Raw genomic sequence first — 6,433 nt, forward strand, 5'->3', positions numbered from 1 at the left:
CACCGGCAGCTCCTGGACAGCCTTGAGTCGACCGTAGAGTGCAGTCGTGGAGGAGATCCCCTGGTTCGAGTACGAAGAGGACGACCTGGACGTCGCCCAGGGCGTGTTCGTGGACGTTCTGGCCGGACGCGCGGGCTCCTGGCAGGTCGACCCGCTCGACACTGTCGTGCTGCCATCGGCGCATACCTCCGACGGCCGGCTGATCGTCTATCTGGACATCGGTGTCCCGCAACGCAACCAGGGAGTCCTGACGATCGGCGCCCACTTCGGCGGCTCCGTCGTCCGTGGCGGCGAACTCCATAACCAGGACTTCACTATCCGGCAGACCGCGAGCGAGTTCACCTTCGAAGCCGCGGGCAGCCCTACGGAGCTGGGGAACAGGGCGGCAGAGTGGTTCGAAGCGGTTCTCGCGCGACCTCTGATGCGCTGGGAGTGGCATCACGAGGGAAGGACGTACGCGGTCCGCTACGAGTACGCAGATACGGGGCGAGGCCTCAGTGAGGGCTTCGAGACCCCGCTGGCACCCGACGCACTGCGGAGAAGACTGGCCGCAGACGGCGTGATCCGAGGCCGAGGCCGGATCAACCGTGCCGGCCTGGGCCCACCAGACGTGATCACGCACGTCCGTGGCATCCGCCCTGATCGGTAGTTACGGGACATCTCTTTGTCAGATGTCCAGCCGCGATGAATAGCCGGGGACCGTCCGTATCCAGGAGCGGAGTTTCCAGCAGACGGCAACGGGTCCTGCGAGCATGGAAAGCATCCACAGACACACGCCGGCAGGGGAGATCAGGTAGTACTCCCACCGCTCGGGAAGCAGGGCCGGAAGGGCGATCGCCAGGAACAGGACAAGCCACGTGCCTATCACCGCGAGCACGGCTTTGGACACGATCACGGCCCTGCGCATTGAATCCCCTCATCCTCGAAGGTCACCTCGACGCGGGCTACGCCCCGCCGGCCAGTACATAGAACAGCAGGGCCGCGGCTCCCATGAGCGCGAGCGGCAAGATGATCACCGCTGTGATGATCTTCAGGAGGATCAGCAGACGGTCCGCCGCCGTGGGCGGCTTCCTCAGCAGGCTTTGATCGTTCACGGGTCTCCCTCTCGGCCTCGCTGTTCAGCGGTGGTCGACGGAGTCTAAGCAGCCGATGGGTGAGGGGCATCGGAACGATGACCAGTGCTAAAAAGATCGTTGTATGTGGGTTCAGCGAGTGATCGAACTGACCGGGTGGGAGCCGCTCGGAATCTCCGTCGACTGGGCGGCGATCGAGCGTGAGCTGGGGGTTCCGCTGCCGACGGACTACAAGGAGCTCTACGAGGTCTTCGGCGGTGGCGTCTTCAGCGATTCCGTCTACTTTCTGGGCCGCGACGAGGGCCCCGGGGCGTTCGACTTCCTGAGGCAGTGGCGGGTCGGCCTGTCGGTCGACCGGGACAGCAAGTTCGGAGACGTCTCAGCGGTCGCGCCTTACGCGGTCTACGCGCCCGGCGGCAAGGGGCTGGTTGAGTGGGGCTCCACCGAATGGGCCGACGAGTACTTCTGGCTGATCGATGCCGAACGGCCGGGCAATTACCCCATCCTCGCGCGGTCCAATGACGTCGGCGGATGGGTTCGATACGACATGTCCACCGCTGAGTTCCTCTGCCGCGTTCTTGCCGATGCCGACTTTCAACCTTTCGGGATCGCGCAGTACAACCTCGGCATGATGTTCGAACCCGGCTCCGGCGCCCCCTAGTGCCGTGACCGGATACGTTCACCGAGGTCTCGTGGTCTGCGGGCGCGTGAGTCACCAGTACTCCCCGGTTTCGGCTGGTCGCAGGGCTGAGCGACCTCGTTTGCCTGGTCGTAATCAACTTGCTGCCCACCCCGGTGGGCAGGCAGGGTTTGGATCATGCTTGAACTACGCACTTTGGAATCGGACGACTGGCCCCTTTGGCGGGAGTTGCGACTGGCCGCGCTTGCTGAGGCGCCCTATGCGTTCGGATCGACGTTGGCCCAGTGGCAGGGCTCCGGCGACCGAGAGGAACGCTGGCGTGCCCGTCTGTCGATTCCTGGCGCGCACGATCTCGTCGCGGTCCTCGACGGCATTGCGGTGGGCATGGCCAGCGGAGTGCCGGGCGAGGGAGCAGAGGACGTGGAGTTGATCTCGTTGTGGGTCAACCCGACGGCTCGGGGCGAGGGCGTGGGCGACCATCTGATCCAGGCGGTCGAGCGGTGGGGGGTGGAGCGCGGTGCCACGACCCTGCGGTTGTCCGTCATGCCGGACAACCGCAAGGCGACCGCGCTCTATGAGCGGCACGGTTTCAATGACACGGGTGAGCCCGGCGATCTTCTGCCCGATGGCGTTGGCACCGAGCGGGTCATGGCGAAGAGCCTGGCCACTGTCTGATCTCCACGTCCGGGCACGGCGGGATCCCTCACACTTGGTGAGGCTGCGGCTGCGAGGGGGCGTCCGCCCCAGCGAATGCCCTTCTCGCTGCGGATGCGGGCGCGTTCGCGGCGCTGAGCCGCCAGAACGTGGGGGTGGCGGGGGTTCTGGTTGAAACTTGCGGATCGCGTCCAGAACGGTGTCCTCGTCCGTCTGCACGAGCCGCGCGATCACCGGCACGGTGTTCCCGCCCGTCGCGGCCTGCAGCATCATCGCCCTGCGGAACCGCACCGGGCGCGCCAACCCCCTTTGTGCGAGCCGTAAATCAGCGTTGAGATTCGCTGTTCCCCCGTGGCCCCCGGCACGATCTGGCGTGCGTCTGGCACGGTCAGGGGCCCGTGAGCCACGTTAGTCTCCGATCATGGCCATACGACCGGATGAGTTCTACGACCATGCACGCGCGGCTGCGGACGGTGAGCTTCGGCTTCCGTTGGCGCGGATGACCGCCTGGGAGATAAGCCCGTTCGAACCTGAAGGACTTCGCGTCGCGCCGCTGCGTCCGCCCACTCTGCCCGAGCCGGAACGGCACGGGGAGGATCCGGCGAACTGCGACCCGTGCCGCGCCCGAGACGAAGGCATCTGGTTCAACGACCGCTGGCGGCTGGCGCGGATCACGGGCGTTGGCGTGCCTTTGGTACTGATGCTGTTCCCTCGAGACCACTACGACATGGCGGATCTGCCCGACGAGATGGCCGCCGAACTCGGGGTGCTCACCACTCACATCGTCCGCCATGTGCAGGCACTACCGCACGTCTCCCGGGCCCACGTCTACCGGATCGGGGACGGAGCTGCGCACCTGCACATCTGGTTCTTCGCTCGGCCGGAGGGGCAGGCCCAGCTGTACGGGTCATGGCTGCCCGTCTGGGACGACCTCCTGCCGGAGTACCCGGCGGACGTGGCCGACGGAGACGCGGTGGCCGTCGCTGACGCGCTGGTCACCTCGTACGGCGGCCGTCGTCTGGCTGCCGACGAACAGATGCATTCCTGAGCCTTCCGCTGCGATCTCACCAGCCGGTGTTGCTGATCACCGGTCTGGCTGACCAGCAACACCGAAGTAGCCCACAGCTCCGACCAGTTCAGATGCTGTGGGCTTCGGTCATAGCGGGTCGGCCTTCGTTGACTCGCAAGGCCCGGAGACAGCCCCGAGTGCGCACTCTCAAGTCGAGGCTCGTTCCAGCCCCGCCGCGCACCGACCGGTCTACTAATCATTGGTCCCGCGGGGACCGGTCTGGCACCATACTCGCGTGAAGCGACTCAGAGAGGACGATGCCGCGTAGACGGCCGTCTCAAGTCCGGGCTGCCAGTCGGGCTCCACATCGGCGGCCAGGAGAACCACCAGAGCGGGGATTCTCCCGTGGTTCACGCAGGCTGTTCGTTGCTGCTGCTCAGCTGGAACGTGAGCGGCTGTGGCCGGGTGCGCTAGCCCATGCCCTGCTCCAGTGGTCACGTACAGCCCGCCGTCCAGCTCGTGCATTGTCCGGCGGCTGCGGCTGCCCGCTATGCAATCCCTTCTACACGACTGACGAACGCGCAGTCCTCGAACTCGCGCTTCATGCTCTACCTTCACGGCCGGCGCGCGAACTTCGGTCCATGGTCGAACCGCTCGACGCGCTCTATGTGGCGCAGACCTGGCCTGACCCCTATGCCTCCCCGGATGAGGGTTGGTGGGCCCGTCGGTGCTGGGCCTGACCTCCGATTTAGGCCTGGTCAAGCGACCTCTTCGTCCCGAAGCAACTTGGGTGGGGGCGCTGCCTTGGGCTGATGTGCCCTCCACCTGTTCCGACGGTCCGTAGACGTCCGTGCTTGCTCGCCGCTGTTCGTCGGCGTTGTGACGCAGTTAGACACTCGCCCCGTGCCTCTGCATCACCTCTTATGTCGCCTGCTCGCCTTCCTCTTCTGTTCGGCTTGGCCACGCTTCGTCCAGTCCCCTTGGAGGCGGTAGCAGCGCGACGTGCCCTTCATGGTCTTGTTCTGACAACGTCTCCCGGCCGCCGTCGGCCAACCGCACTTACCTGCCTCCACTCGCCCGCCGTCCACCCCCGGTAGTTCGGCTTCAAGGTCGGCATACGCGGCTGGTCGGCTTGGGGGAGTGGGTTTGTGGTCTCGTCTGAACGTCCGTGAACGGTGGTGAATGAGACGGAAACTGAGACGGTGGCGATTGGCCGGTCGCATGCTCCTGCCCAGGTGAGCGCTCAGAGATGGCTCGCCAACGCAGTCTCGGCTTCGGCGAGGGTTGGGGGCGAGGCGTGCCGCCGAAGGTGCGTCTGGGTCGTCCTGTACCACTGGATCTTGACCGTTTGCCATCGGACTTTGACGGACGCGAGTTTGTGTCATCGGAGTTTGATCACCGCAGGTCAGCGACTCAGCGCACCGAAGGTACATTGAGTCGCTGACCTGCACTTATGTGCAGTTCCTCGTAAACGTGTAGGTCAGAGCCTTGCGATCGTCATGCAGGCTGCTCGATTTGTAGGGACGGGGGGGTCAGGAAGGCTTGACCGCCGAGACCGGGGTGACGGTCACCTTGTTGTCGCACTCGGCCCACCACCCGTCGTTCAGGGCGACCTGGTGCTTCCCGGAGTGCGGCAGCCCGATGACCATCGTCGGATACGCCGCCGGGGTCTTGCCCGACACGCAGTAGCCGTCGCCCTCCCCCTGGACCTGGACGAAGGTCAGCTTCACCCACGCCTTGCCGTGCGGCCGGACCGTCACGGTGGCCGCCCTGCCGGTGGGGGTGACCTTGAGCGGGGTGTTGTGGGCGGGGGAGCCGTTGCCGGCGCCCGCGACTGTCGGATGGCCCTTCAGGACGCACGTCTTCCTGGAGACGTTGGTGAACTGCACGACTGCCGCCCCGGTCCCGGTCCCGACGGGCGGGTGGGCGGCCTGCCGGGCGCTGACCTGGAGGGCGGAGGCCGGGCAGGCGGGCGGCGGGGTAGAGGTGGTGGTGCTCGCCGCCATGGCGGTGCCGGGCAGGATGCCGGTCACCGCCGCCGCGACGGCCGTGAGCGCCGTCGTCGCCAGAGCCGTCCTGCGAATGCCGTTGCTGTGACGCATGTTGTGTCCCCCTGAGTCGTCTCGTCCGCGGGTTTGGTCGTCGGTTGTTGCCCCGCGGTACGCGTGGTCGTGGTGCGTGAGTGCAGATAGGGCGGGAGAGCGGCAGGGTTCCGTGTGGCGACTACTTGTGACGGAACGGTGACGACAGGCTGCACCCGTGCAGATGGCCGTTGCTGACACACCGAAGGCAACACGCCTTGGAAACAAGGGCGATGCGGCCACTCGATGTGCACCCGTCACGCTCTCAGCTTGGGAAGCTGCGGTCATTCGGGGCTGATCCGGGCGCTGACCTGGGTATACAGCCTGGCCGTGGTCTCGTCGGGCTCCGCTGCTCTCACCGTGATTCCCCGCTGTTCCCCGCTCGATCTAGTGCGCTTGCGGTACCCGTGCGCTGTCCATCGGTAGAGCAGCAACGGCAACCGTGAAGTTGGGCTCAGTCGCAAGCCTGACGGTGATGCCTCCAGCGTGGGTATGTAGCCCTGACAGGTATCAGCACTGGGGGGCATATGAGTGGGATCGTTGGCCAACTACCGGCTCTGCTGGGCGTGGTGGTTGGTGGCCTAATGTCCTATCTAGTTGGGGCGTCCACCGAGCGCAGCCGCTGGCGCAGGCAGCAGCAGACACGCTGGGATGGCCATCTCCTCCAGGCATACAGCGAGTACAGCTATGCAGTGAAGGAGTGTATTACTCGGTACCAACGGCTCGCTGCCTACCGCGGTCTCATTGATCACCCGGCACCCCTTGAACCAACGGAGGCGGAACTAGATCAGGCTGCGACCGCTGAAGGCCGACGAGCTGCCTCGGTGGAGGCCCTGAGGCTCCTGACCAACGCTGAGACCGCAGAGGCGGTACAAACACTTAGACGTCATTTCATTTGGTGATGCGGCGGTGGCATATGAGGGTTGCCGCGATGGCGGTGAAGGCGAGGAAGTGCTCGGGCTTACGCTCGTAGCGG

At 65.6% G+C, this 6,433-nt stretch carries 7 protein-coding genes and 1 pseudogene; 4 read left to right on the plus strand and 4 right to left on the minus strand.

Features of this window, described 5'->3' with window-relative positions; all coding sequences use genetic code 11:
• The first annotated feature begins 46 nt into the window (after positions 1-46).
• Positions 47-649: a hypothetical protein gene (locus ACIQ7M_RS19825; protein ID WP_403645853.1), complete on the plus strand. Its 603-nt coding sequence runs from the start codon at positions 47-49 to the stop codon at positions 647-649.
• 18 nt (positions 650-667) lie between these two features.
• On the opposite strand, the gene ACIQ7M_RS19830 is transcribed toward ACIQ7M_RS19825, so the two are convergent.
• Together ACIQ7M_RS19830 and ACIQ7M_RS19835 are read right to left on the minus strand one after the other, a co-directional pair.
• Entirely contained in the window at positions 668-907 is a 240-nt protein-coding gene (locus ACIQ7M_RS19830; RefSeq protein WP_403645856.1) for a hypothetical protein, read from the minus strand.
• 37 nt (positions 908-944) lie between these two features.
• Positions 945-1,094, minus strand: coding sequence for a hypothetical protein (locus ACIQ7M_RS19835; RefSeq protein WP_403645858.1), 150 nt, complete (start codon positions 1,092-1,094; stop codon positions 945-947).
• A gap of 118 nt (positions 1,095-1,212) precedes the next feature.
• Between ACIQ7M_RS19835 and ACIQ7M_RS19840 the strand changes: the two genes are divergently transcribed.
• Together ACIQ7M_RS19840 and ACIQ7M_RS19845 are read left to right on the plus strand one after the other, a co-directional pair.
• Entirely contained in the window at positions 1,213-1,734 is a 522-nt protein-coding gene (locus ACIQ7M_RS19840) for an SMI1/KNR4 family protein (RefSeq protein ID WP_403645861.1), read from the plus strand.
• 156 nt (positions 1,735-1,890) lie between these two features.
• Complete coding sequence (locus tag ACIQ7M_RS19845) at positions 1,891-2,388, plus strand: GNAT family N-acetyltransferase (protein WP_403645864.1); 498 nt, start codon at positions 1,891-1,893, stop codon at positions 2,386-2,388.
• Between the two features lie 44 nt (positions 2,389-2,432).
• Here the strand turns inward: ACIQ7M_RS19845 and ACIQ7M_RS19850 are convergent.
• Positions 2,433-2,540, minus strand: a pseudogene (locus ACIQ7M_RS19850) (IS630 family transposase); the annotation flags it as partial.
• Between the two features lie 248 nt (positions 2,541-2,788).
• Between ACIQ7M_RS19850 and ACIQ7M_RS19855 the strand changes: the two are divergent.
• Entirely contained in the window at positions 2,789-3,415 is a 627-nt protein-coding gene (locus tag ACIQ7M_RS19855) for a hypothetical protein (RefSeq protein WP_403645867.1), read from the plus strand.
• Between the two features lie 1,493 nt (positions 3,416-4,908).
• Here the strand turns inward: ACIQ7M_RS19855 and ACIQ7M_RS19860 are convergent.
• Positions 4,909-5,478, minus strand: coding sequence for a DUF4232 domain-containing protein (locus ACIQ7M_RS19860; RefSeq protein WP_386979271.1), 570 nt, complete (start codon positions 5,476-5,478; stop codon positions 4,909-4,911).
• Positions 5,479-6,433 lie beyond the last annotated feature (955 nt).

The sequence above is a fragment of the Streptomyces sp. NPDC096324 genome, from assembly GCF_044763015.1.
Classification (GTDB): Bacteria; Actinomycetota; Actinomycetes; order Streptomycetales; family Streptomycetaceae; genus Streptomyces.

Excerpts from the sequence above, each read along its gene's own strand:
- ACIQ7M_RS19860 (WP_386979271.1), bottom strand. The coding sequence starts at position 5,478 with ATGCGTCACAGCAACGGCATTCGCAGGACGGCTCTGGCGACGACGGCG.
- ACIQ7M_RS19855 (WP_403645867.1), top strand. The coding sequence starts at position 2,789 with ATGGCCATACGACCGGATGAGTTCTACGACCATGCACGCGCGGCTGCG.
- ACIQ7M_RS19830 (WP_403645856.1), bottom strand. The coding sequence starts at position 907 with ATGCGCAGGGCCGTGATCGTGTCCAAAGCCGTGCTCGCGGTGATAGGC.
- ACIQ7M_RS19845 (WP_403645864.1), top strand. The coding sequence starts at position 1,891 with ATGCTTGAACTACGCACTTTGGAATCGGACGACTGGCCCCTTTGGCGG.